Source organism: Pseudomonas sp. G(2018) (assembly GCF_005502415.1).
GTDB lineage: Bacteria > Pseudomonadota > Gammaproteobacteria > Pseudomonadales > Pseudomonadaceae > Aquipseudomonas.
In genome coordinates, this window is the sequence record NZ_SCOO01000043.1 from 1 (window position 1) to 24,302 (window position 24,302).

18 protein-coding genes and 1 pseudogene are annotated in these 24,302 nt (G+C 59.9%); 10 read left to right on the forward strand and 9 right to left on the reverse strand.

Annotation, left to right across the window (positions count from 1 at the left end):
* The 4 genes from arcD to FFS64_RS27620 form a co-directional block, all read left to right on the forward strand.
* The coding region (gene arcD / locus FFS64_RS27605) for an arginine-ornithine antiporter (RefSeq protein WP_137807948.1) at window positions 1-1,244 on the forward strand (1,244 nt) is incomplete at its 5' end.
* 129 nt (window positions 1,245-1,373) lie between these two features.
* The gene (locus FFS64_RS27610; protein WP_137807949.1) at window positions 1,374-2,033 is read left to right on the forward strand and encodes a hypothetical protein; all 660 of its coding nucleotides are present in this window, start codon (window positions 1,374-1,376) and stop codon (window positions 2,031-2,033) included.
* A gap of 86 nt (window positions 2,034-2,119) precedes the next feature.
* Complete coding sequence (ppk2, locus tag FFS64_RS27615; protein WP_137807950.1) at window positions 2,120-2,941, forward strand: polyphosphate kinase 2; 822 nt, start codon at window positions 2,120-2,122, stop codon at window positions 2,939-2,941.
* 42 nt (window positions 2,942-2,983) lie between these two features.
* Window positions 2,984-4,765, forward strand: a complete 1,782-nt coding sequence (locus tag FFS64_RS27620) for a SulP family inorganic anion transporter (protein WP_137807951.1) — start codon at window positions 2,984-2,986, stop codon at window positions 4,763-4,765.
* A 134-nt stretch (window positions 4,766-4,899) separates the two neighbouring features.
* On the opposite strand, the gene FFS64_RS27625 is transcribed toward FFS64_RS27620, so the two are convergent.
* The 9 genes from FFS64_RS27625 to gfa form a co-directional block, all read right to left on the reverse strand.
* Window positions 4,900-6,321, reverse strand: coding sequence for an efflux transporter outer membrane subunit (locus FFS64_RS27625; RefSeq protein ID WP_137807952.1), 1,422 nt, complete (start codon window positions 6,319-6,321; stop codon window positions 4,900-4,902).
* A 1-nt stretch (window position 6,322) separates the two neighbouring features.
* Window positions 6,323-9,520, reverse strand: a complete 3,198-nt coding sequence (locus FFS64_RS27630; RefSeq protein ID WP_137807953.1) for an efflux RND transporter permease subunit — start codon at window positions 9,518-9,520, stop codon at window positions 6,323-6,325.
* Window positions 9,517-10,737 carry an efflux RND transporter periplasmic adaptor subunit gene (locus tag FFS64_RS27635; protein WP_256660560.1) on the reverse strand — a complete coding sequence of 407 codons (1,221 nt, stop codon included), beginning with the start codon at window positions 10,735-10,737 and terminating at the stop codon, window positions 9,517-9,519. The genes FFS64_RS27630 and FFS64_RS27635 overlap by 4 nt, the downstream gene beginning before the upstream one ends.
* Window positions 10,738-10,884: 147 nt before the next feature.
* Complete coding sequence (locus FFS64_RS27640) at window positions 10,885-11,232, reverse strand: response regulator transcription factor (protein ID WP_137807955.1); 348 nt, start codon at window positions 11,230-11,232, stop codon at window positions 10,885-10,887.
* Window positions 11,219-12,931, reverse strand: coding sequence for a monovalent cation:proton antiporter-2 (CPA2) family protein (locus tag FFS64_RS27645; protein ID WP_137807956.1), 1,713 nt, complete (start codon window positions 12,929-12,931; stop codon window positions 11,219-11,221). The genes FFS64_RS27640 and FFS64_RS27645 overlap by 14 nt, the downstream gene beginning before the upstream one ends.
* 159 nt (window positions 12,932-13,090) lie before the next feature.
* Window positions 13,091-15,127, reverse strand: a complete 2,037-nt coding sequence (locus FFS64_RS27650) for an LTA synthase family protein (protein WP_137807957.1) — start codon at window positions 15,125-15,127, stop codon at window positions 13,091-13,093.
* Window positions 15,128-15,161: 34 nt separating this feature from the next.
* On the reverse strand, window positions 15,162-15,776 hold the full coding sequence (locus FFS64_RS27655; RefSeq protein WP_137807958.1) for a hypothetical protein: 615 nt from the start codon (window positions 15,774-15,776) through the stop codon (window positions 15,162-15,164).
* Window positions 15,773-17,071: an exo-alpha-sialidase gene (locus FFS64_RS27660; protein ID WP_137807980.1), complete on the reverse strand. Its 1,299-nt coding sequence runs from the start codon at window positions 17,069-17,071 to the stop codon at window positions 15,773-15,775. Before FFS64_RS27660 ends, FFS64_RS27655 begins: the two co-directional genes overlap by 4 nt.
* 289 nt (window positions 17,072-17,360) lie before the next feature.
* Window positions 17,361-17,939: an S-(hydroxymethyl)glutathione synthase gene (gfa, locus tag FFS64_RS27665; RefSeq protein WP_137807959.1), complete on the reverse strand. Its 579-nt coding sequence runs from the start codon at window positions 17,937-17,939 to the stop codon at window positions 17,361-17,363.
* A 414-nt stretch (window positions 17,940-18,353) separates the two neighbouring features.
* On the opposite strand from gfa, the pseudogene FFS64_RS27670 reads away from it, so the two are divergent.
* From FFS64_RS27670 to FFS64_RS27695, 6 genes and pseudogenes are all read left to right on the forward strand, one after another.
* Window positions 18,354-19,264 (forward strand): annotated as a pseudogene (locus FFS64_RS27670) (TauD/TfdA dioxygenase family protein).
* Between the two features lie 36 nt (window positions 19,265-19,300).
* Window positions 19,301-20,410 carry an ABC transporter substrate-binding protein gene (locus FFS64_RS27675; RefSeq protein WP_137807960.1) on the forward strand — a complete coding sequence of 370 codons (1,110 nt, stop codon included), beginning with the start codon at window positions 19,301-19,303 and terminating at the stop codon, window positions 20,408-20,410.
* Between the two features lie 4 nt (window positions 20,411-20,414).
* Complete coding sequence (locus FFS64_RS27680; protein ID WP_137807961.1) at window positions 20,415-21,320, forward strand: ABC transporter permease; 906 nt, start codon at window positions 20,415-20,417, stop codon at window positions 21,318-21,320.
* On the forward strand, window positions 21,317-22,102 hold the full coding sequence (locus FFS64_RS27685; RefSeq protein ID WP_137807962.1) for an ABC transporter permease: 786 nt from the start codon (window positions 21,317-21,319) through the stop codon (window positions 22,100-22,102). The genes FFS64_RS27680 and FFS64_RS27685 overlap by 4 nt, the downstream gene beginning before the upstream one ends.
* 25 nt (window positions 22,103-22,127) lie before the next feature.
* Entirely contained in the window at window positions 22,128-22,892 is a 765-nt protein-coding gene (locus tag FFS64_RS27690; protein WP_137807963.1) for an ABC transporter ATP-binding protein, read from the forward strand.
* A 50-nt stretch (window positions 22,893-22,942) separates the two neighbouring features.
* Entirely contained in the window at window positions 22,943-24,274 is a 1,332-nt protein-coding gene (locus FFS64_RS27695) for an LLM class flavin-dependent oxidoreductase (RefSeq protein WP_137807964.1), read from the forward strand.
* The last annotated feature ends 28 nt before the right edge of the window (window positions 24,275-24,302 follow it).

Below are 24,302 nucleotides of genomic sequence, written 5' to 3' on the forward strand. Positions count from 1 at the left end.
CCCTGGCCAATCGCAAGCCGGAGCTGAACTCCGGCGTGTATGCCTACGCCAAGGCCGGGTTCGGCGATTACATGGGGTTTTCCTCGGCCTGGGGCTATTGGATCAGCGCCTGGTTGGGCAACGTCGGCTACTTCGTTCTGTTGTTCAGCACCCTCGGCTATTTCTTTCCGGTGTTTGGCCAGGGCAATACACCGATTGCCATTGGCTGCGCCTCGGTCCTGCTGTGGGCGGTGCACTTTCTGGTCATGCGCGGCATCAAGGAAGCGGCGTTCATCAATCAGCTGACCACCGTGGCCAAGGTCGTGCCGCTGATCATGTTTATCGTCATCGCTGCCGTGGCCTTCAAGGCCGACATCTTTACCCGCGACATCTGGGGGCGCAGCAACCCCGGCTTCGGGAGTGTGATGGACCAGGTACGCAACATGATGCTGGTGACGGTATTCGTCTTCATCGGCATCGAAGGCGCCAGCGTCTATTCGGCCAGGGCAGAGAAACGTACGGATGTCGGCCGGGCAACGATCATCGGTTTTCTCGGCGTACTGGCTCTGCTGGTGATGGTGAACGTGTTGTCGCTGGGGATCATGAGCCAGCCGCAATTGGCCAACCTGCAAAACCCGTCGCTGGCAGCGGTACTTGAGCACATTGTCGGCCCCTGGGGGGCGTTGCTGATCAGCATCGGGCTGGCGATTTCCCTGCTCGGTGCCTTGCTGTCATGGGCGCTGCTGTGCGCCGAGATACTGTTCGCCACGGCCAAGGACCGGACCATGCCCGCCTTCCTGACCAGGGAAAACGCCAATCACGTACCGGTCAATGCGTTGTGGCTGACTAACGGGATGATTCAGCTTTTCCTGCTGATCACGCTGTTTTCAGCCGGTACGTACACCAGCCTGATCTACCTCGCGTCCTCGATGATCCTGGTGCCGTACCTGTGGTCGGCGGCGTATGCGGTGCTGTTGAGCGGGCGCGGCGAGACTTATGAAAATGCTTCGTCGGAACGGGCCAAGGATCTTTTGATCGGCGGAGTAGGGCTCGGTTACGCAACGTGGTTGTTGTATGCCGGCGGGGTGAAATACCTGCTGCTCTCGGCATTGCTGTATGCACCCGGAGTGATTTTGTTCGCCAAGGCCAAACATGAGCAGGGCCAGCCGTTGTTTACCCCTATCGAAAAGGCCATCTTCACCTGCGTGATCTCGGGGGCAGGGCTGGCGGCCTATGGGCTGTACAACGGTCTTCTATCGTTGTGAGCGCCGCGGAGGTTTCAAACTACACTCAAGTGGGGCTGGAAACGGCCTACCCCGTAAAAGCGGTTCGGTATCGGTTAGCAGGGGCGCCGGACGGCAACACCAGGACCCGAGTCCGACGAGGTTGGACCCATGCAAAGCATTGCAGAAAAAAAGCGCGCACCGGTACTTGATCCCATCGACCGCGTCTCGGAGGTGATCTTCGGCCTGCTCATGGCGATGACCTTCACCGGAACGATCAGCGTGGTGACAACGGATCAGGAAGCTGAACGGGTCATGATGGTCGCCGCGCTCGGCTGCAACCTCGCCTGGGGGCTCGCCGATGCGGCCATGTATCTGCTGCGGGTGCTGATCGAGCGCAGCCGCAACCGCACACTGCTTGCCAGCCTGCGCGGCGGCGTGGATGCAACCACTGGGCAAACGCTGATTGCTGATGCGCTGCCACCGCGTATCGCCTCGGCGGCCGGCGCCGACGGGCTGGAAATGTTGCGCCAGCGCTTGCTCGAGGCGCCCGCCGCCTCGGTACCGCGCCTTGGCGCTGATGATTTCAAAGGCGCTTTTGGCGTGTTCCTGCTGGTCGTACTCTCGACGTTCCCGCTCGTGGTGCCTTTCATGGTGCTGGACCAGACCATGCTGGCCGTGCGCGTCTCCAATCTGATCGGTGTCGGGATGCTGTTCGTGGCGGGCTGGATGCTTGCGCGCTACGCAGGTGTAAGACCCTTGCTGGGCGCCATTACCCTGGCCATCGCCGGCTCGCTGCTGATTGTCGCGATCATCGCGCTCGGCGGATAAACAGACATTATTCTTCAAGAGCCTGTAGCCGTACCGCAGGGTCGTCCCGTCGGTTGTCAGTCTCCTGCATTCGTGAGGTATTGATCATGGCAAAAGATAAAAAAAACGCGCAGAAGAAGCCGCCCGCAGAAAGCCCGAAACTCAAGAACCAGGACTATCTGGATCAGTTGCAGCGCTTGCACGTCGAGCTGGTCAAGTTGCAGGAGTGGGTCGTTAAAGAGGGCATCAAGGTCTGTATCGTCTTCGAGGGGCGCGACGGAGCCGGCAAGGGCGGGACGATCAAGGCACTGACCGATCGGGTCAGTCCGCGGGTCTTTCGCGTCGTCGCATTGCCTGCGCCGACCGAACGCGAGAAGAGCCAGATGTACATGCAGCGCTACCTGCCGCACCTGCCCGCGGCCGGCGAAGTGGTGATCTTCGACCGCAGTTGGTACAACCGCGCGGGTGTCGAGCGCGTGATGGGTTTTTGTACTGACGATCAGCTGGACAAGTTCCTCAAATCGGTTCCTCTGGTGGAGCGCGCCATTGTCGAATCCGGCGTGATCCTGCTCAAGTACTGGCTGGAAGTCAGCCAGGAAGAACAGACCCGCCGACTCGAGGCGCGCATCAAGGATGGGCGCAAGATCTGGAAACTGTCACCGATGGACCTAAAGTCCTACAGCCGCTGGTATGAATACTCCCGTGCCCGTGACGACATGTTCCAGGCGACCGATACCGACTATGGGCCATGGCTGGTGGCCGATTCGAACGACAAGCGCCGGGCCCGGCTCAACATCATCACCGACTTGCTCAGCCGCATCCCCTACAAAGATGTGCCGCGCGAGCCAGTGAAATTGCCCAAACGGCAGAAAGCGGGCGGCTACCGCGAACCGGATTACCCGTTCCGGCGCATCCCGGAAAAATTCTGAGCGGTCCGTTCAAGTGAATCTGCGTTTTTTTGACGAGGGGCTATGAGCCATTCAGATGCTTCGCCACCGCTGCCGGAACCAGGCCGGATCGCGCGCAAGGAGACGGGCGCCGATCAAGCCGGCTGGCGCCGCTGGTTGCCGGGGCTGCGAACCCTGCGCAGTTACAAGATGGCGTGGTTGCAGCACGATATCGTCGCCGGCCTGGTGCTGACCACCATGCTGGTGCCGGTCGGTATCGCCTACGCCGTGGCCTCGGGCGTACCCGGCATCTATGGGCTTTATGCGACCATCGTTCCGCTGCTCGCCTATGCACTGTTCGGTCCCAGCCGGATTCTGGTACTGGGTCCGGACTCGTCATTGGCGGCGGTGATCCTCGCCGTGATCCTGCCGTTGTCCGGCGGCGACCCGCAGCGTGCGGTGGCCCTGGCGGGCATGATGGCGATCGTGTCCGGGACGGTGTGCATCCTGGCCGGCGTGGCGCGCCTGGGATTCATTACCGAGTTGCTGTCCAAACCCATCCGCTATGGCTACATGAACGGCATCGCGTTGACGGTACTGATCAGCCAATTGCCCAAGCTATTCGGCTTCTCGATCGAAACCGACGGTCCCCTGAGAAACCTGTGGGCCATCGTTTCGGCGGTGATGGCGGGCAAGACGCATTGGGTCACGTTTGCGGTCGGCGCGGCGACCCTGGTGGTGATCCTGCTGCTCAAGGACAAAAAACGCGTGCCGGGCATCCTGATCGCTGTGGTGGCGGCCACCGTCGCCGTGGGGATGCTGGATCTGGCAGCGCAGGGTGTGGCGGTACTTGGCTCGCTTCCACAAGGCTTGCCGGCGTTCGACATTCCCTGGATCACCCGCGCCGATATTGTCCCGGTGTTGATCGGCGGTTGCGCCGTCGCCCTGGTCTCGTTCGCCGACACCAGTGTGTTGTCGCGTGTCTACGCGGCGCGCACCCAGACCTATGTTGACCCGAACCAGGAGATGGTCGGGCTCGGCATTGCCAACCTGGCTGGCGGTTTGTTCCAGGGTTTTCCGATCAGCAGCAGTTCATCGCGCACGCCTGTGGCCGAGGCGGCGGGGGCCAGAACCCAACTGACCGGCGTCGTCGGCGCGCTGGCGGTTGCCCTATTGCTGATGGTGGCCCCGGACCTGCTGCAGAACCTGCCCACCAGCGCGTTGGCGGCGGTGGTGATCGCCTCGGCGATCGGCCTGATCGAGGTCAGCGACCTGCGCCGCATCTACCGCATGCAGCGCTGGGAGTTCTGGCTGTCGATCGTCTGTACGGTGGGCGTGGCGGTGCTGGGGGCGATCGAGGGCATCGGCCTGGCGATTGTCATCGCGGTCATCGAATTCCTGTGGGATGCCTGGCGTCCGTATTCCGCAGTCCTTGGGCGGGCCGAGGGTGTGCAGGGCTATCACGATCTCAAGCGGTATCCCGACGCGCGCCTGATCCCCGGCCTGGTGTTGTTTCGCTGGGATGCACCGTTGTTTTTCGCCAACGCCGAACTGTTCCATGACCGGGTACTGGACGCCGTAGCCGCCTCACCGACGCCCGTGCGCTGGCTGGTGGTGGCGGCGGAGCCGGTCACCAGTGTCGACGTGACGTCTGCCGACATGCTGGCCGAACTGGACGAAACACTGCAAGCGGCGGGCATCGAGTTGTGCGTGGCCGAGATGAAAGACCCGGTCAAGGACAAGCTCAAGCGTTTCGGATTGTTCGCGCGGTTTGGCGAAGACGCGTTTTTTGCGACGTTGGGCGCGGCGGTCAGCCGCTATCTTGAACTTCATCCGGTGGAGTGGGAGCAGGAGGATCGCGAATAGTCCGCGCGCAATCTCCACCTGTAGGAGCGAGCTTGCTCGCGAAGAACGTGAGCGATAACGCGTAAAACCAGATGGCCAATGGCGCCTTTAGGTTTTTCGCGAGCAAGCTGGCTCCTACAGTAGTGCAAGTCGGGTTATTTACCGGACACCGTCAGCTCATCAACCTTGCTCACCCACCCACCACCCGTTGCCTTGTACAAATCAATCATGGACGTGAATACCAAGGCTCGAGTCCGGGTGTAGTTCAACTCGGCATCGAACAGACTGCGCTCGGCATCCAGCACCTCAATGTAGTCGGTGTAACCGTTGTCGTAGCGCAGCCGCGCGAACCGAGCATAGGTTCGCAGTGCCTCGACCTGCCTGCCCTGGGAGGCCATCTGCTCGCGGGATTTACTGGACGCGATCAAGGCGTTTTCCACATCCCTGAAGGCCGATTGAATTGCCTGCTGGTACGTCAGCAAGGCTTGTTGCTGGAACGCTTCTGCCTGTTTCACCTGCCCGGCGATGCCGCCGGCGGTGAAGATCGGCATGCTCGCGGCCACGCCATAGGACCAGGTGGCGGCGGGCCCGGTGAACAGGTCCGAGAGCTGGTTGCTGACCGAACCCAGCAGCCCGGTCAGGGAAATCGTCGGGAAATACTGAGCCTTGGCCGCGCCGATCAAGGCGTTGGCCGAGATCAGGTTCAGTTCGGCCTGGCGCAGATCGGGTCGCCGTTCCAGCAGGTCCGAAGGCAGGCCCGCCGGCACCGATGGAAGGACCAGTTGTCCCAGGTCACGCCCGCGAATGATCGGCCCCGGATTGCGGCCAAGCAGAACGGCCAGCGCGTTTTCCTGCTGCGCCACCAGCGGTTCGAATTGTGATACCGAGGCCAGGGTCCGTTCGTATTCGGATTGGTTCTGTGCCAGTTCCATTTCGGAAATGGTGCCGGCGCCGTAGCGCAGTTTGAAAATCTCGTAGGAATCTCCACGCACCTTGGCGGTGGTGCGGGCAATTTCCAGTTCCCGGTCAAGATCGCGCAGGGTCACGTAGCTCGACGCCACCGAGGAGACCAGACTCAACAGGACGCTGCGGCGACCTTCTTCCGAGGCCAGCAGATCGGCCCGGGCGGATTCGTTGAGGCGGCGCAAACGGCCCCAGATATCCAGTTCCCAGTTCACACTGAGGATGGCCTGATAGTTGTTGAACACCGGGTCTACGGAGGAATCCAGCGGCACCGGCCCGTTGTCCCGCGGCGACCGGGCCCGCTGGCCCTGGGTGCCGAGCCCGACTTGCGGGAACAACAGCGAACGTGTTTCGCCGTAACGGCCCTGGAACTGCTCGACCCGCGCGGCGGCGATCTTGATGTCCTTGTTTTCGAGCAATGCGGTGCGGATCAGATCGTTGAGGACCGGGTCCCGGAATTGCTCCCACCACAGCGTGTTGGACAGGTCCCTGGCTTCCTGGTCCGCATAGCGATACGCCGCGGGGGTGTCGATTTCCGGTGGCTGGTAATCCGGACCCACCATGCAACCGGCCAGGCCCAGGCACAACAACAGTGGAAAAGGGGGCTTGCGCATCTCAGTCCCCCTCATGCCGGTTCTGCGCCGCGCCGTCGGGGAGCTGCGCAGATGGCGTTTGAGCGGATATTGGGGGTTCGTCCTTTTTCGCGAACATCCGCTCCACCAGGTAGTAGAACAAGGGAATGAAGAAGATCGCGATCACGGTCGCCGCCAGCATCCCGCCGATCACCCCTGTACCGATGGAGTGGCGACTGTTCTCGGAGGCCCCGACGGCAATGGCCAGCGGCACACAGCCGAGGATGAACGCCAGTGACGTCATCACGATAGGCCGCAGACGCTCCTTCGCCGCCGTCATCGCCGCATCGTAGGCCGACATGCCGTTTTCCCGGTTCAATACGGCGAACTCGAAAATCAGGATGGCGTTCTTCGCTGCCAGTGCCACCAGCATGGTCAGGCCGATCTGGAAATACACGTCATTGCTCAAGCCCCGCATCAACACCGCCAGCAGCGCACCAAACAAGGCAAAAGGCACAGCCAGCAGTACGCCGACGGGCAGGGACCATTTTTCGTACTGCGCCGCGAGGATCAGAAACACCATCACCAGGCCGAAGATGAACACCTGGGAGGAGGCACCGCCGCTCTTTTTCTCCTCGAACGCCTCACCACTCAAGGCCAGCGAATAGTCATTGGTCATGATCTCGGCGCTGATTTCCTCCAGGGCTGCCAGCGCCTGGCCGGAACTGTAGCCGGGCGCCGCGTTGGCCGTGAGTTTGACCGCAGGGAAGTTGTTGAAACGGGTCAGCAGGTCGGGACCGGTAACATAACGGGTGGTCAGCACGGCCTTGAGCGGCACCATGCCGAGGTTTTTGCTGCGCACGTAGATCTGTTGCAGGTCCTCGGCCTTAAGACGATAGGACGGCTCGGCCTGCAGGATGACCTGCCACAGCCGGCTGAATTTGTTGAATTGCGAAACGTACAGCGAGCCGAACATGGTCTGCATGGCGCTGTAGACATCTTCTACCGGCACGCCCAGGGTCTCGGCCTTTTCCCGGTCCACGTCGACCATCAGCTGCCGGGAGTGCACGTTGAAGGTGGAGGTGATGGCGCCAAGTTCCGGGCGCTGCCGGGCCTTGGCCACGAGGTTGCCGACCATTTCCGCCAGTTGGTCGATGCTGGCGTCGCCCTTGCTCTGCACCCAGACCTCCATGCCGCCGGTGGTGCCCAGGCCGGGAATGGACGGCGGGTTGACCGGCAGAATGATCCCGCCCTGAACCGTGGAAAACGCATGGGCGGCTTTCTGGATGACCGCCGGGGCGCTCTGTTCCTTGATGGTGTCCGAGTCCTTGTAGCGCCCCTCGAAATCCTTGAAGCCGACGAAGAAGGCCGCGGCGTTGTTCTTGTTCTGGCCGTCCAGCAGGCTGTAACCGTTGACGATGGCCACGCCTTCGACGGACGGATCGTTCATGAAGAAGTCACTGGCCACCTTGCCGACCTCGCCGGTGCGATCCAGGCTCGCCGCATCGGGCATGATGATGGCCCCCAGCAAATAGCCCTGGTCTTCCGGTGGCAGGAAGGCACTGGGGATGCGCTGGCCCATCAATACGATCAGCACAATCATGCCGGCAAACAGCAGCAGCGCCAGCACAAAGCGCTTGATCATGAAGGCCACCGCATTGGAGTAGCCCTCGGTCATGCGCTCGAAACTGCGTTCGAACCAGCGGAAAAAGGCGTTTTTGTCGCCGTGTTGAGGCTTGAGCAACAGGGCGGCCAGGGCCGGCGACAGGGTCAGGGCCACCAGGCCGGAAATCACCACGGAGATGGCGATGGTGATCGCGAACTGTTTATACAGCTGGCCGGTGATGCCCCCCATGAATGCCACCGGGATGAACACGGCACACAGCACCAGTACGATGGCCACCACCGGCCCGGCCACTTCGTCCATCGCGCGCTTGGCCGCATCCTTGGGGTTCATCTTGTGCACGTGCATGTTGCGTTCGACGTTTTCAATCACCACGATCGCGTCGTCCACCACGATACCGATGGCCAGCACCATGCCGAACAATGTCAGCATGTTCACCGAGAATCCCAGCGCCGACATGCCGATGAACGTACCGACGATGGACACCGGTACGGCCAGCACCGGGATCAGGGTGGCACGCAGGCTCTGCAGGAACAGGTAAACCACCACGACCACCAGCACCAGGGCTTCGAAGAAGGTGTGAATCACCTCGGAAATCGATGCGCGGGTAAAGGCTGTCGTATCCATCACGATCTTGTATTCGATGCCTTCCGGAAAGGTCGCCTTCATGTCCGCCAGGGTCTTGGTCACCGCTGCGGAAACGTCCAGAGCGTTGGCGCCGGGTTGCTGATACACGGCAATCAAGGTCGCCGGGCCGCCCTGGTAGGTGCTGCGCAGCGAGTAGTCTTTCTGTCCGAGTTCAGCGCGACCGACATCCCGGAGGCGAACGATGGCGGCGCCGTCGTTGCTGGCGCGCAAGATGATGTTCTCGAACTCCACCGGTTCGGTCAGGCGCCCCTTGGTGGTCACGGCGAACGACTGTTCCACGGCTTGCCCCGTGGGGGATTGCCCGACCCGGCCGACCGCGAACTGCTGGTTCTGGTTGGCCACGGCTTTCTGCACGTCGGCGGCAGTGATGCCCAACTGGGCCATGCGGTCAGGCTTGAGCCAGATGCGCATGGCGTAGTCCGGCGTACCGAAAATACTGGCCTGGTTGGCCCCGGGGATGCGCTTGATCGCATCCAGGATGTAAAGGTTGGCGTAGTTCGCCACGTAGGTGCTGTCATAGCGGTCGCCAGCGGAGTACACCGCCAGGACCATCATGAAGGCTGACGACTTCTTCTGCACCTGAATGCCCTGGCTCTGCACCGCGGACGGCAGTTGCGGCAGGGCCAGGTTGACCCGGTTCTGCACATCCACCTGGGCCAGGGAAGGGTCGGTGCCGATCTCGAAGAACACGTTGAGGGTCATGTTGCCCGTCGCGGAGCTCGACGAGTTCATGTAGATCATGTTGTCGGCGCCGTTGACCTGTTGCTCGATAGGCGCGGCCACGTTATTGGCCACCACCTGCGCATCGGCGCCGGGGTAGGTGGCCGCGACGGTGATTTGCGGTGGCGTGATGTCCGGGTATTGGGCAACGGGCAGCTGGAGCATGGCCACAGCCCCGGCCAGGGTGATGATGATGGAAATCACCGAGGCGAAGATCGGCCGGTCGATGCAATAGTGGGAGATACTCATGGCGCTTTACCGCCGGTTGCACCTTTCGTACCGGCTTTCACCGTTTCGCCTTCGGCGGCGGGTGGCGGAGTGGTGCCGGCCGCGTCGACGATATTCAACGGCCCTCCCGGTGTGACCCTGATCGCGCCATCGACCACGATGCGCTCACCGGCGCGCAAGCCCTTGCTGATAAACCAGTTGTCGCCTTGCCATTCACCCACTTCGACCACCCGTTGTTCGGGCTTGCCCTCGGCATCGAGCACCCAGACGAAATGGCTCCTGGCCCCCTCTAGTACCGCTTTCTGCGGCACCAGAATGGCATTGGGCCGGGTAGCGCCCTTGGCCAGCGCCCTGACGAACTGACCGGGACGCAGCAGTCCTTTCGGATTGGCCAGCACCGCCCGAACCAGAAAGGTACCGGTTTCCTGGCTGAACGATGGCGCGAGAAAATTCACCTTGCCGCGATCAGGCACCACGGTGCCATCGGCCAACACCACTTCGACTTCAAAATCGCTGCTGGCTGGGAATTTGAGTCGCCCGGCGCTGATCTCGTCGCGGTATTTCAGCGTTTCGTTTTCCGAGAGGCTGAAGTTGACGTACATCGGGTCCATCTGTGACACCGAGGTCAGCAGGCCCGACTCACCCGGTGTTACGTAACTGCCATCCTGTTTTTTCGCATAGCTGGAAAGGCCAGTAAGCGGGGAGGTGATGGTGGTGTAGCTGAGATTCAGCTGTGCGGTGCGTACCACGCCCTCTGCGGCCAGTACGGCGGCGCGGGTTTCCCGCTCTTCGCCGACGGCGTTGTCCAGATCCATTTTGCTGACCGCGTTCTGCGCCGCCAGTGGACGGACACGGGCCAGCGCAGCCTTGGCCACTTCCCAGCGCGCCTGTTGCTGGGCCAGCTGTCCCTGGGCCGACAGCAGCGCGGCCTCGAAGGGTTTGCGGTCCATCTGGAACAGCGTTTGCCCGGCTTTTACCAAATCGCCTTCGGTGTACAGCCGCCGATCCAGGAAACCGGCGACGCGAGCGCGGATTTCCACTTCGCGGGAACTCTGGGTCTGGGCGACGAATTCGAAAGTCACCGGTGTGTCGCGGGCTGTGACCGTCATCACGGTGACATCGGGAGGCTTGCGCGCCGGGGACACCGGTTCTTTGCCGCAGCCGGCCAGCAGGCCGAAAATCCCCAGAAAACAGGCGATCGGCAAGCTGTTACCACCGAAAAATGTGACGCCGCCCATGCCCATGCTCCATCAAGGTCGATCAAGGAAGCGTAGCTAGCATTACTTCAGAAACCAGTGCTCCAGCGTGGTTGTTGATTCAAAAGTGCGAAGGACGGGATTTTGATTTGATTCGGCGTTAAGCGCAGTGAGGCGTTCTGCTTGTTCTCAGTGCCGCTGAAGGAGGGCGGTTTCGATGCAATTGAGCAACCTGTCGGCGTCACAGGGTTTTGGCAGACAGGCTACCAGCCCCGGGTTCTCGGCACTCACCGAAGGCGCCGCTCCAGGGCAAGCCGTAATAAAAATAGTGGGGATGGGGATACCCATGGCGACGAGCTGCTCATGCATCTCTACACCGCTCATGCCCGGCATCTGGATATCGGAAATCAGGCAATGGGTTTCAGCCAGTACATCCGCGTCGAGAAACGCCAGAGCGCTGCAATAGGTGCGGGTTTTGTAACCGCTGGACCGAATCAGGCTTTCCAGGGCACTGCGAACGGAATCAGGACTCCTCATCCTCGGCGCCGGGATAAAACCCGTGCAGCAGTTGATAGCGGTCACTGCGGATCCTGTCGACCCGCTCCTGCACCTCCTGATGAGGATAACCCAGCAGAATCAGCGCATGCGAGGCAAGCATCAGGCTGGATTCCATGAGTTCGGGCACCACCTCGCTGGCGCCGGCAGCTTTCAACTCGAGACCCAGATCGTCATCCCGAGTACGCACCAGGATAGGCACGCTCGGGTTGATTCGGCGTGCCGCCAGCAGGATTTTCAGGGCGGTGCTGGTATTGTCGACGGCGATGACCAGCAGGCTGGCACGCTCCAGCCCAACGGCGGACAGCAGGTCTGCACGCTGTGAATCACCGTAGTGCACGGTACTTTCCGCGACTGCAGCTTCCTGGACCCTCACCGGGTCGCTGTCCAGTGCGACGTAAGTCTGCTCGGCGTTGAGCAGGAATCGCCCGATGGATTGCCCGACGCGACCATAACCACAAATCAGCACATGCTTTTTTGCCTGCGCGTTGAGCGCAGTGATTTCCTCAAGTCTGGCTTCTTCGTTGGGCTTGTGGTGCAAGTGTGCGGCGATGCGAGGGGCCATGCGCAGCAGCGATGGTGTGACCAGCATCGAGCAGAAGGTCGCGGCGAGCAACAATCCGCCAAGATCCGCAGGCATCAGATTGTTCTGCTGCATCTGCGTCATCAACGCAAAACAGAACTCGCCGCCCTGCGCCAGGGCCAGGCCGCTGCGCCAGGCGGTTTCATTGTCACTGCCACGCCACTTGACCAACAGCGCGACCACGCCGGCCTTGATCAGTAACAGCCCCAGGGTCAGTCCGAGGATCAGCACGCCGTGGCTGGCAAACAGGCGCAAGTCGATCAACATGCCGATGCTGACAAAAAACACGCCCAGCAGAATGTCGCGAAACGGGCGAATATCGGCCTCGATCTGATGCCGGTAATGGCTTTCCCCCAGCAGCATGCCGGCGAGAAAAGCGCCAAGGGCAGGGGAGAGACCGATCAGGTGCGTCAGCCCCGCAGTCAGCAGCACGATCACCAGCGCCAGCAATACGAACAATTCGGCGGAACGCGCGGCAGCCACCTCATGAAACAAATGGGGCACCACCCAGCGACTGAGCAGGGACAGCCCTGCGAACAGTACCAGCGTTTTGCCCAGCGTCAGGGGAAGCGCCCAGTACCAGACTTGATCGCTGGTGCCGGCGAAGACCGGGACCAGCGTCAGCAATAACACGGCCACGACGTCCTGGAACAACAGCACACCGATAGCGTTCTGGCCATGGCTGCTGAAAATTTCGCCGAGACTCCCCAGTTCCTTGCTGACAATGGCGGTAGAGGATAGGGCCAGACCGCCACCGAGTAAAAACGCCGCAGCCGTCGGCACACCTGCCAGCATCAACAAGGCGCCCAACACTGCCCCGGATATCAGCACTTGCAGGGTGCCCAAGCCGAACACCACCCGGCGCAGCGCAATCATTTTCGACAGTGAAAATTCCAGCCCCAAGGAAAACAACAAAAACACCACGCCCATTTCGGCAATCAGGGGCAATGCGTCGCTGTCTTTTACCCAGTCGAAGGCCATCGGTCCGACCATCAGCCCCACGCACAGATAGCCCAGCACCGGCGGCAAGCGCAAGCGATGGAACAGGGCAATGACGACCAGGGATGAGGTGAAGATGACCAACAGGCTGGCGAACATGGTCGCTCCGTGACGGCTCTAGTGTGCAGGTGAGCAATTGTAGCTTGCACACGGGAGGCGCGACCGATGGGCTTTAGTTCGGGGAGGGTAGAGATAGGAATTGCAAAAGCGGAGGGGGCGAGCAATCGGGGCCGGTACGGTCGTCCGGCCCCGACAGGGTTACTTGCGCACGTTCTGGTACAGCATCAATCTCGACGTTTCATGCATGCCCCGGGTCAGTTCAACCAGGCGCTTGAACTCTTCAGGGTTTTGCTGGGCCACGTTGTCCAGCGGTGTCGGCGAAGCCAGGTCGTGCAGCGTCGGCGAGCTGCCGTCGTGTTCCATCTGCACCATGTAGTGCTGGGTGACCCCCGCAATCAACGGGAAGGTGCCTTCACGCAACACCAGCGGCACCACGCGTTCACCCTCGGGCGCAGGCTGCTGGATATCACGCCCCAGGCCGCTGTTGCGGAACTCAACGCCGGCCATGCCGGCCACGGTTGGCAGCAAGTCCACCAGGCCGACGGCCTCCTTGACGGTCCGCGTGCCGAGCAGGCCCGGTGCGTGGATGATCATTGGCACCGCGTTGCTTTCCAGGCCCAGTTGTTCATAAGCCGGTGCCAGGAAAGGGATCTGGGCGATACGGGTGTTATGGTCGCCAAACAGCACGAAAATGGTGTTGTCGTACCAACCACCTTCCTTGGCAATTTCCATCAGGCGTCCGATGTTGAAGTCCAGCAGGCGCACAGCGTTGTACTGCTCGACACTGCGCGATCCCGCGGCCTGAACTTCAGCCAGGGTAGGGTGCTTGACCTCGAATCCGTCATTGGTCTTGGGAATCGTGAAGGGACGATGGTTGCCGGCCGTCTGCACATAGGCAAAGAACGGTTTGTCCTTGGGCAGGGCTTGCAGGATCTTGTCGGTTTCCTTGAACAGATCCAGATCCGAAATTCCCCAGACATCCACCACCGGGGATTGCCAGTCCCGCTCTTCGTACAAGCGGACCCCGTCGATGCTTTGACGGATCAAGGCGTTCATGTTGGCCCAACCGGAGTTGCCGCCGATGGTGTAGATCTTCTCGTGATCGGTGAAGGCATTGATCAGTGTGTGCTGCTTGGTGATCAACGGATTACGCGTCGCGGTTTCCTGGCGGGTGACGTCCGGAACCCCGCTGATGCTGGCCCAAACGGTTTTCGCGGTCCCGGTGACCGGCACATAGAAGTGCTCGAAGAACCAGCTCTGCGTAGCCAGACGATCGATATTGGGCGTCGGATTGAGCGGGTTGCCATAGGCTCCAACGGCACTGGTGCCCAGCGATTCAAGCATGACAAACATCACGTTCGGCGGCTGCGAACCCGATACCTTGTAGGGCTGTGGCGCCTGATGACGGACGAAGTTCAGGGTTTGCGGGTCGGGCTGGTCGACCCCCAGGTATTTGGAGATCACGGCATAGTGCTCACGCACCTGCGCTTCGTCATAGCGCGACTGGCCGACCTTGACCGTGTCGTAGAAGAAAATCACCGGGTTCAGGCCCAGTGCCGCGACCTGGTTATTGCCGGAGAAGAACGCATCACTCCAGCGCAACGGGACAGGGTTTTCAAGGTTCATGTTCTCGACGCGGCCCAGGATACCCAGCAGCACCAACACGACCATTAACGTGCTGCCCCAGGTGACGGAGAGCGGGTGGATGGCTTTGCGGGCGCGGTCCAGCGTCACGCGTTCCAGGCGCACCAGGGCCAGTGTCACCAGTGCGACCGTCGCCAGCCAGCCCAGAGAAATCCAGATGACCGGGTAGGTCTGCCAGACCATGTCACGGGATATTTGCGCGTCTTCGATGAAGCGCAGGACGGTGGCGTTGATCCTCACGCCCAGATAGGCGTAATGGCCAAAATCGACGATATAGATCAGGAGCAGGGCGCCGATGGCGGCCGCGACATACACGCGTCCCAGTCGGCGAAGCAGGCGGCTGCCGACAAGGTTCCAGCGTGGAATCCAGGCCAGCAACGCCAGTGGCAGCATGACCAGGATGGCCAGGCGCAGATCGAAGCGAAAGCCGATACCCAGGGTTTCCAGAACGGCATCTTCGTCGCTCAACGCACTGGCGTCGAAACCGGAAAAACCGAAAAAGAACACTACCCGCAGTAATGCAAACAGCATGAACGCAATCGCTGTTGCGCCTAGCCAGTAATGCAAACGTCTCGATTGCAGCCAACGCATCCATGTACCCCTGTTAAAAAGTTGTCGTTGAATCTCAAGCGGATCTGGAGTCTTTCACTGAGCCATGCGATGGATTTCGCAGGCCACGCATACCGCGCACCGCAAGCATCAGCAATGCCGAGCAGCAGTACAGGCCCAGCAACGGATCGACCAGGTAGTCCCAATAGTTATGCGACGGTTTTATCCCGCCGATGAAGGCCAGGGTCGCAGTGGCCAGCATCACGACGGTCAAATAACTGCGCAGATAGAACAGGCCTGCCGTGAGCAGCCCGACGAAGATCAGCATCGGGCGTGGGCTGAAACCGAACCGATAGGGGTCCAGGTAAGTCAACCCCAGCGTTGCCGGATAGAGCGCCAGCGCCATTGCGGCGAAGATAATCAGTACGGTGGTAGTGCCTGGCTGCGCAGGCGGCAGGACATCCAGTCGACGCAAACAGCCCCACGCCATGAAAACCAGGGTCGTGACGGCAAGGTCATCAATGTGGCTGCGCAAGTACGCGGCCAACGACAAACCATCCAGCGGTATGAAGCTGACTGCCAGCAATGCGAGCAATATCCCGATCCGTGCGGTCCTCTTCAGGCCAAAGGACGGCAGCAACAGGAAGACGATCATTGCGAAGCTGATATGGGCTTGCCACAGGTTGATCATTTGGCACGCTCCGACAGCCATGCATCGTTGAAGGTCACGTGCTTGATGAAGGTGTTATTCCAGGAGTAAACCAGGTGATACAAACCGTCGGGACTTCGAATGAAGTAGGGGTATTCATATTCGAAAATGCAGCCTTGCGCCTTGCAGACCCGGTTGTCGAGGTTGTTCAGGAACTGGGCCTCCAGCGGTTGGCGAAGTGCGCCGCTGGATCCGCGGAACTCTCTACCTATGATTTCCTTGTAGGCCTCGGGTGAAAACGTATCGCCCTCAGGATCAGGAGATTTGTCGAGATCGCGCAGCGAGCGCCAATCGTCCATTTTTGCATCGGTACCATAAAGACTCAGTTTGAAGCGCCCCTCCTGCAAATCATTGAGCGCCACCAACAACCCATGTTCGGGTGTCGCGATGGCGGCCAACGAGGAGTTCGGATTCGAGGGGTCGAGCGGATAAGGTTCGCTCCAGGTTTGCCCGGCGTCTTCGGTGCGGGTCGCCAGGACACGGTGGTGGGTGTTGCCGGCATAGCGCAGCAAGGCGATACCACGCTGGCCATCGAGCGGAACAACCGTCGGTTGCAATGAATTATTGCCGCGGCTGATGCGGTATTTATCGATCACGTCACCGTCTGCGCTCAGGTACAGGTACTCGGAAAACTTGCCCAGGAATTCGTGGTAGACCGGCAAACCGATGGACCCGTCAGCATGGAACACCGGGGCCGAACGTACCAGGGTGCTGATATTCAGAAAGGGGGAGGTGACCAACTGGCGTGGCTCGGACCACTGGCGACCATAGTCGTCGGAGACCATCACATTGACCGCACTGCCGGCCCAACCGCCCATGGACACCGACACGTAGAACAACCAGAGCCGGTTGTCCGGCGCGAGCGCAACGACCGGGTTACCCAACTTGCGGATGTATTTGCGAGTGCCCTGTTGGGTCGAATCCCGAGTCGCCAGTACCTGTTCCGCCCCCCATTCGCCGGTGTTCGCGTCGAAGCGGGCAGAGCGCACCTGCACGTCGGCCGCGCCTTCGCGAGTGCCGGCGAACCAGACCGCCATCAGGCTGCCGTCAGGCAAGGCGGTTACTGCCGAGGAATGTACGAAATCCACCAGGCCGGATGAGGCAAATCGACTGGTATAGATGGGTTTGGCGACTTGATCAGCCACAGCCCGCGTCGGACTCATCAGGGCAAAGGATGAGTGTACAGGTGCGGGGTGGGTGAGCCATGCGGTCGCAAACAGGCAAGTAAGGGCAAGGTAAGCCCCGAATGCAGGGAGGCTGGGTAGGTGGATGCGCATAATGTAAGGCTTGTGCATCTCATGGTCAGGTAAGGCAGCGTAACCTATCACTTGTAGTTACAAACTCGCTGCATAGCGAGCTGCTGCTTTGTAAGCAAATGTGTGCGGCGCATCATTTTCTCTCTTTTAAAAGTAGAAAATACATATATATCAATAGCTTGTAGTTATGGTCGAGTGCCGATCCATTGATCGAAAACCTAGTCTAGGCGAGGTGTCAGGCTGACCCTTTCCTCATAAGGCGGTGAACCGGTGCCGCGGTCCGAGCCAAGCAACCGCGGCGACCGATCAATCAGGCGGCGGGGAGCAGGCCTTTCTGTTTGGCGACATGAGTCGCCAGTGCGTCCATCAGATCCGGGGACAGGCAATCATAGGGCTCCAGGCCGATCGAGCGCAGGCGTTCACGGATGGCTTTCATTTGCGCCGGTGATGTGCCGGTTTCGATCAAGGAAGACACAAACGCCGCGAAGTCGGGTGCTGACCATCCCTTCTGGGGAGAGAGTTCGGTATGAATGAAGTCCAGGCCATAAAATGCATGGTTCTTGTTCTCGATACGCCCGAAAAGATGGGCATGACACTGCTTGCAGGCGTGGCGCTGAATGGTGGCGGCTTCGTCGACAATCGCCAGTTTTTCGCCGTGGGCAGTGACGCGAACTTTATCCCGGGGTACCACGGCAATGACGGCGAATAGCGCGTTTGGCGGTTTCCAGCATTTGCTGCAACCGCACGCGTGGTTGTACATGGTCTGCGCGTCGATCCTGACTTCGACCTTGTCGGTTGCACACAGGCATTGCAGGGTGCCACCTGTGAAATCGGCAGAAGCGGGTTGGATGCCATTGTCCAGTGCAGGGTGAAGTTTCATGGTGTTCATGCTGGCTTCTCCTTTTAAGTGCGTCAGGCAAAAGAGCCGGCGGTGTACCCAGGGCAGTCGCTCATCCGAACCGATACCGGCTCACGTTCACGGGCCTCACCAGAATATTCCACGTCACCCGAGAACGCCTGAATCTCGACAACCGGTAAGCGGGGCGGGTGCGTGAAGGAGCGCAGTGACGGTGAATATCGTCAGGCCACTGTTAGTGGGTATGCCTGTTCCGGCATTTCGTTTGTTTGTTGGTAAATTAGTTATGAGCTAATAACCGCAGGCTTATAACGCTTCGCTGATCTTTACGACGGCTTAGTTATACAGGGCACACTTATATCTTTATACGAAATGATGATTAGTCATGGGGTGTTTTATGTCTTTATGATCTGTTCCACAACAACTCGTGAGACAGGAGGTAACTCGATGATCATTCAAATCAAACCCGTCGCTGGTCGAATTGGTGCGCAACTGGAGGGAGTAAAACTGGGTGGGAACATCAGTGCTGAAACATTCGAATTCATTAATCAGGCACTTCTGAAATATAAAGTCCTGTTCTTTCGCGACCAACATTTGGATGACGCCGAGCACGAAGCTTTTTCCCGGCGCTTCGGTGACCAGGTACCGCATCCGACCGTGCGTTCGGCCGAGCAAAGTGCCGCTATCCTGCACCTGGACGCCAAGGAAACCCGCGCCAATTCCTGGCACACCGATGTGACCTTTGTTGCCAATTACCCAAAAATATCTATCTTGCGCGGTGTGGTTATTCCACCTTATGGCGGCGACACGGTGTGGGCTAATACCGCGGCGGCCTACGCCGACTTGCCCGAGCCATTGAAACAACTTGCAGATGGTCTCCGCGCGTTGCACACCAATTTATATGACTATGCGGCGCCGCGTAATACCGATGAGTCGGGTTTAAAACGCTACCGCGAACAATTTACCGCCGAAGTCTACGAGACCGAACATCCTTTGGTGCGGGTGCACCCGGAGTCGGGTGAAAAAAGTTTGTTGTTGGGGCACTTCGTCAAACACATACAAGGCGTCAGCAATAACGATTCGAAACAACTGATTCGCCTATTCCATGACCGCATTACCCATGTCGACAACACCGTGCGCTGGCGCTGGCAAGAGGGGGATGTGGTGATCTGGGACAACCGCGCCACGCAGCATATAGCGATCAACGACTACGGCGATGCCCAACGCATCGTGCGCCGAACCACCATCGACGGTGATGTACCGGTGGGGTGGACGGTCGCCTGAGCCAGGCGCTCAAGCCAAGCCCGGATACCCGCTCGCCGAAAACCGAAGCCGACAAAAAACACCTCGCCGCCTGACAGGCCAAGTCTCATTGACACAAGGAAGACCTGTACATGGAACTCAAACATATCCCTCTGTTTCGCAAGGGCAGCATCGTTGCGGCATTGGTTGCGATTCTCGCAATCCCCGTGGCCCAGGCCGATGTGTTGCGCATTGGTGTAGCGACGGCCGGCGGCGGTGACCCGGTTACGTTCAGTGGTTCGCCCCTGGGTATCGTGCGCAATCAACAATTGCTGGAAAAAGCCTTCGCTGGAACCGGGACCGAGGTGCAGTGGTTTTTCTTCAAGGGCGCCGGCCCCGCGGTAAACGAAGCCTTTTCAAACCAGCAACTCGACTTCGCCTACCAGGGCGATCTTCCTGCCGTCGTCGGGCGCTCCAACGGACTGGACACCAAACTGCTGGCCGCACTGGGCGTACGTGCCAATCTTTACCTGGCCGTTCCCAAAGGATCCGATCTCAAAAGAATCGAGGATCTTAAGGGCAAAAAGGTGGCGATCTTTCGTGGAACCAATGGCCATCTGGTGACGATCAACCTGTTGGCGGAGCATGGTCTTACCGAGCGCGATATCAAGGTGATCAACCTCGACACCGGAAGCACTCAGGCAGCCTTGGTGTCCAATGGCGTAGATGCCGCATTCGGCGGTCGTGAACTGTTCAAGCTGCGCGATAAAGGCTTGATCGACATTATTTACGACAACCCCACTCAGGATGTGCGCTACACCCGGCAGACCGCCTTGGTGGTTCGGGGTGCCTACGAAAAAGAACATCCGGACAACGTGCAAAAGGTCGTCGATACACTGGTGGACGCAGCGAAATGGACGTCGGAGGACAGCCATCGTGATGCGGTCTTCGCTGAATGGGCCAAGAGTAATGAACCCGCAGATTCACTGCGCGCCGACTTTACCGGGGTAAGCATCAGGGATCGGGCCTCGCCTCTGGTCGACAACTTCCTGCTTGGCCGCTATCAGGCCGTGGCGGATCAGGCCAAGGAAGAAAAGCTCATCCGCCGCCCCGTCAGTATCGATGGCTGGTTCGAGACCCGTTATTTGCAAAAATCCCTGAAAACCAAGGGTCTGGAGAACTACTGGACGCCCTATGGCCCGGATGGCAAACAACCGGCCGGCAATGCAGTAGCGGCCGCGACCAGCAAGCAAGGGAGCTAGGCAAATGGCCAGGGCACAGACCGTCAGGATAGAGCAGTACACGGCACCGGCCATCGCGAGCGACAACGTCAAGCGTTTGCCACCGTCACCGACTCGCCCGGTTCGCAAGGTTGAGGTGCCTCGCACGTCCAGGTGGACTTTGAGTCTGGGTGACAAGGCTTTGCCCTGGTTGTTGCCGCTGGTGTTGCTCGGCTTATGGTACCTGGGGGTGGAACGCGGCTGGCTTTCAGAGCAGGTGCTACCACCGCCAGCCTACATTTATCAGACCTTGTCGGACCTGGTCACCAGTGGTGATCTTTGGCTGAATGCGTCCGCCAGCCTGCAACGGGTTGTCGTCGGATTTACCTTGGGCGCGTTCATCGGCATGGCGCTGGGGCTGGCCATGGGACTTTCCAGGACGGTAGAGGACTTTCTGCTACCCACCTTCAACGCGCTGGTGCAGATCCCGGTACTTGGCTGGTTGCCGTTTGCCTTGCTGCTGTTCGGCATCGGCGAGACGCTCAAGTATGTGCTAATTGCCAAGGCCGCCATGGTGCCGATCACCCTGTGCACCTTGCAGGCTTTCCACCAGGCACCCAAGGGACTGTTGGAAGTCGGTCGGGCCTACGGTTTCAGCCGTCGACAAAGCGTCAGCTCCATCGTCTTGCCGGCAGCCGTCCCGACGCTGTTTACCGGATTGCGTCTGGGCTTCACCAAAGCCTGGTTATCACTGGTCGTGGTCGAGTTGGTGGCATCGAGTGAGGGGCTGGGTTACCTGATCGTCTATGGGCGCCAGCTGTTTCAACTGGACCTGGTGATGGCGGCCGTTGTGGTAGTGGGTGCGCTCGGTCTGGCGATAGACCGCGGTTTCGATTACGTGGAGCGGCGCCTGAATCGTGGTCGTCCAGCTGCTGGGGGGCGCTTGTCATGAGTGCAATCATTGCAGCAGGTAACGGCGGTAGAAGATATCGAGGTTGGGTCTTGCCAATTGCCGCCATCGCCCTGTGGTGGCTGGCTTCGAACCAGGGCTGGAGCCAATCGGGCCTGCTCGTTTCGCCGGAAAAAGTCGCCGCAACGGCTTGGGATCAAATTGCTTCGGGCAAATTCTGGCGGGCCATTTCCGCCAGCCTGGCGCGCAACCTCAGTGGCTTTTTTATCGGTACCACGCTGGGCCTGATATTGGGTTGCCTGTTGGGCCTGTCGCGGTATTTCGAACGTCTTGTAGGTCCGAGTTTCAATACCTTCAAGCAAATCTCTCTGTTCGCCTGGATCCCCTTGATCTCGGTGTGGTTCGGCCTGGGCGACGTGGCCAAGGTGGTGTTCCTGTCACTGGCGGCACTGGTGCCTGTGGTGGTCAATACCTGCGACGGTTTGCGCAACGTCCCGCCCAATCTGTTGGAAGTGGCGCGGGTGTATGGCTTCACCCACTGGCAAACCATCATCGGGGTCATGCTGCCCGCCGCTTTGCCGTCGATTTTCACAGGACTTTACCTGGCGCTGGTCTATTCCTGGCTGGCGACCATCGGCGCCGAATATCTGCTGGTATCGGGGGAGGGGATCGGCAATACGCTTATTGATGGCAGCGAACATTTCATGATGGACCTGGTGTTGTTCGGGATGGTGGTTATCGGCCTGGTGGGCTGGGGCCTCAATGCCCTGGCCCGGACACTCGAGCGGCGGATGCAGCGCCTGTATGGCATCGCTGCTCGTTGATCGGCACTTTCATAAGGATTGCAACATGCTCAACAACAGCCTGACCCTGCAAAACATCAGCAAGCGATTCGCTTCCCGACCGGGCAGTTCGACTCAATTGCAAGTACTCGACAACATCCATCTCGACATCGCACCTGGCGAGTTCATCAGCATCGTCGGCGCCAGTGGTTGCGGCAAATCCACGCTGCTGCGACTGATACTTGGCCTGGACGAAGAATACGACGGGCGCATCCTGCTCAATGGCAAACCCATCGAAGGCACTGGTCTGGAACGCGGCATTGTGTTTCAGGATCACCGCTTGTTTCCCTGGCTCAACGTCGAGCAGAACGTTGCTGTCGGGCTGAAGAATTCACCCCTGAGCCCCGGGCAGAAACGCGAGACCGTGCGCGAGCACATCGAACTGGTCGGCCTGCAAGACTTTACCGATGCCTACCCGCATCAGATTTCCGGCGGCATGGCGCAACGCGTGGCCATAGCCCGCGGCCTGGTCAATCGCCCGAGCATCCTGTTACTGGATGAACCGCTGGGTGCCCTCGACGCCTTTTCCCGTGCGCGCCTGCAGGGCGAACTGCAAAACATCTGGGCCAAGGAAAAAATCACCATGATCCTGGTTACCCACGATGTTGATGAGGCGGTATTCCTGGGTGATCGCGTGGTGGTGATGCAGCCCAACCCTGGCCGGATCCGGCGCATTGTCGACATCGATCTGCCGCGCTCGCGCAACCGCAGTGACAGCCGTTTCATCGCTCTGCGCGACGATGTGCTGAGCGATTTCGCCGAGCTGCACTGAGCCTCTGTGGCTCATATTTTTCAGACTTACTCTTTTTCAAGGAACGGAAAATGTCCGAACGCCAACTCAACCTTAACCTCTTCATCTACCCCAACGGCCATCACGAAGCCGCCTGGCGTCACCCGCAATCGGTGCCGGAATCTTCCATGGATATCGGCTATTACCAGCAACTGGCGTTACGCGCTGAGTACGAAAAGCTTGATGCGATTTTCTTCGCGGATTCGCCATCACTGGCCGAAAGCGGACGTGAAGGTTTGCGCATTCGTTTCGAACCCATCACCTGGTTAGCGGCAATTGCCGCGGTGACCCAACGCATCGGCCTGATCGCAACGGCCAGCACGACCTACAGCGAGCCCTACAACCTGGCCCGTTCGTTCAGTGCGTTGGACCACCTCAGCAAGGGCCGCGCGGGCTGGAACATCGTCACCACTTCCATGGCCGCCGCAGCCGCCAACTTCGGCCTGGACCAACACCCATCGGCCCATGATCGCTATGCCCAGGCCGAAGAATTCGTGCAAGTGGTCGGTGACCTGTGGGACAGCTGGGAGGACGATGCGCTGGTGCTGGACAAGACCTCCGGGGTGTTTGCCGACAATGACAAGGTGCATACGATCAACCACGTGGGCGCTCACTACAAAGTCAAAGGCCCGTTCAACTCGCCGCGCTCGCCTCAGGGGCGACCGGTGCAGGTGCAGGCCGGCTCTTCCGAAGATGGCCGTGATTTCGCCTCCAGGCATGCTGAAGCGATTTTCACCGCGCACCAGACCCTGCAAAGCGCGACCGAATTCGCTAACGATATCCGTGCGCGGGCGAAGGCAGTGGGGCGCAACCCTCGCCAGCTGAAAATCCTTCCGGGCATCAGCCCGTACATTGGCAGCACCGAAGCCGAAGCCCAGCGCAAATTCGACGAGCTCAACGAACTGGTGCTGCCGCACATTTCCCTGGGCCAGCTACGCCGCATGTTGGGCGTGGACCTGTCCGGTCAGGATCTGGATGCGCCATTCCCGCGCCACCTGATCAACTTCGACAGCAGCGAAAGCCAGTCCAGCCGCTTCAAGCTGATCATCGACATCGTCGACCGCGAGAAACCGACACTGCGCCAGCTGATCAATCGCCTGGCCGGTGCGCGCGGGCATTGGGTGCCGGTGGGCACGCCGGTGCAGATTGCCGACCTGATCGAGCAGTGGTTCCGCAGTGGCGCCGCCGATGGTTTCAACGTGATGCCGCCGGCGTTCCCCGAGGGCTTTGAAGTGTTCCTCGATGAAGTGCTGCCGATCCTGCGCAAGCGCGGCCTGTTCCGTCATGAATACGCGGGGAGCACGCTGCGTGAGCACTACGGCCTGAATCGCCCGGATTCGCGTTTTGCCCTGAAGTCCGCCTGAGCGACTTTCAGGTTTTTCTTCCTCAGGC